The 1,814-nt window shown below is 67.3% G+C and carries 1 protein-coding gene; it reads right to left on the reverse strand.

Annotated elements, in window-relative coordinates; genetic code table 11:
- Positions 1-1,814 (reverse strand): acetate--CoA ligase (acs, locus tag RBB42_RS28010; protein ID WP_306043972.1); only part of this gene is annotated, 1,814 nt, incomplete at both ends.

Consider the following 1,814-nt stretch of genomic DNA (forward strand, 5'->3'; position numbering starts at 1 on the left):
TCGGCGATCTTGCGCAGGATGCGGCGCATGATCTTGCCGGAGCGGGTCTTGGGCAGGCCCGGGGCCCACTGGATGAGGTCGGGCGAGGCGATCGGGCCGATCTCGCTGCGGACCCAGGTGCGCAGCTCCTTGCGCAGCTCCTCGGTGGGCTCGACGCCGTTCATCAGGGTCACGTAGCAGTAGATGCCCTGGCCCTTGATCTCGTGCGGGTAGCCCACGACCGCGGCCTCGGCGACCTTTTCATGGGCGACCAGCGCCGATTCCACCTCGGCCGTACCCATGCGGTGGCCCGAGACGTTGATCACGTCGTCGACCCGGCCGGTGATCCAGTAGTCGCCATCCGCGTCCCGGCGGCAGCCGTCACCGGAGAAGTAATAGCCCTTGTAGTCCGAGAAATAGGTCTTTTCGAACCGCTCGTGATCGCCCCAGACGGTGCGCATTTGCCCCGGCCAGCTGTCCTTGATCGCCAGCACGCCCTCGGTGGGCGAGGCGTCGATCACTTCGCCCGACTGCGGGTCCAGCACCACCGGCTGCACGCCGAAGAAGGGCCGCATCGCCGCGCCCGGTTTCGTCGCATGGGCGCCGGGCAGGGGGGTCATCATGTGGCCGCCGGTCTCGGTCTGCCACCAGGTGTCGACGATCGGGCAGTTCCCCTTGCCGACCACGTCGTTGTACCAGTTCCAGGCCTCGGGGTTGATCGGCTCGCCCACCGTGCCGAGGATGCGCAGCGAGGAGAGGTCGCACTTGGTGACGAACTCGTCGCCCTGGCCCATCAGCGCGCGGATCGCGGTGGGGGCGGTGTAGAACTGGGTCACGCGGTGCTTCTCGCAGACCTGCCAGAAGCGGCTGGCGTCGGGGTAGGTGGGCACGCCCTCGAACATCAGCGTGGTGGCGCCATTGGCGAGCGGGCCATAGACGATGTAGCTGTGGCCGGTGACCCAGCCCACGTCCGCGGTGCACCAGTAGACGTCGCCGTCATGGTAGTCGAAGGTCACCTCGTGGGTGAGCGCGGCATAGGTCAGGTAGCCACCGGTGGTGTGGACCACGCCCTTGGGCTGGCCGGTGGAGCCGGAGGTGTAGAGGATGAAGAGCGGATCCTCGGCGTTCATCTCGGCGGGCTGGGAATAGTCGGAGGCTTCCAGCGCCATCTCGTTGTAGTCGAAGTCGCGGCCCTCGACCCAGGTGGTCTGGCCGCCGGTGCGCTTGACGACCAGGCACTTGACGTCGTCCTTGCAGTGCAAGAGCGCCTTGTCGGCATTGGTCTTGAGCGGGGTCTTGCGGCCGCCGCGGGGCGCCTCGTCGGCGGTGATGATCACCTTGGCGTCACAGCCGTTGATCCGGGCCGAGAGCGCGTCCGGCGAGAAGCCGGCGAAGACGATCGAGTGGATGGCGCCGATGCGGGCGCAGGCCAGCATGGCATAGGCGGCCTCGGGGATCATCGGGAGATAGATCACGACCCGGTCGCCCTTGCGCACGCCCATGCTCTCCAGGACGTTGGCCATGCGGCAGGTGCGGCGGTGCAGGTCGGCGTAGGAGATGCTCTGCGCCGGTTCGTTGGGATCGTCGGGCTCGAAGATGATCGCGGTCTGGTTGCCGCGCTTTTCCAGGTGGCGGTCGATGCAGTTGGCGGCGACGTTGAGCGTGCCGTCGCGGAACCACTCGATCTTGACCTGGCCGAGGGTGAAATCGGTCTTCTTGATCTCGGTCGGCGGCGTCATCCAGTCCAGCCGCTGCGCCTGCTCCGCCCAGAACCCCTCGGGGTCGGACACCGACCGCGCGTACATCTCGTCATACCGCGACGCGTCAACGTGGGC

This window comes from Mameliella sp. MMSF_3455, assembly GCF_030733205.1.
Lineage (GTDB): Bacteria > Pseudomonadota > Alphaproteobacteria > Rhodobacterales > Rhodobacteraceae > Antarctobacter.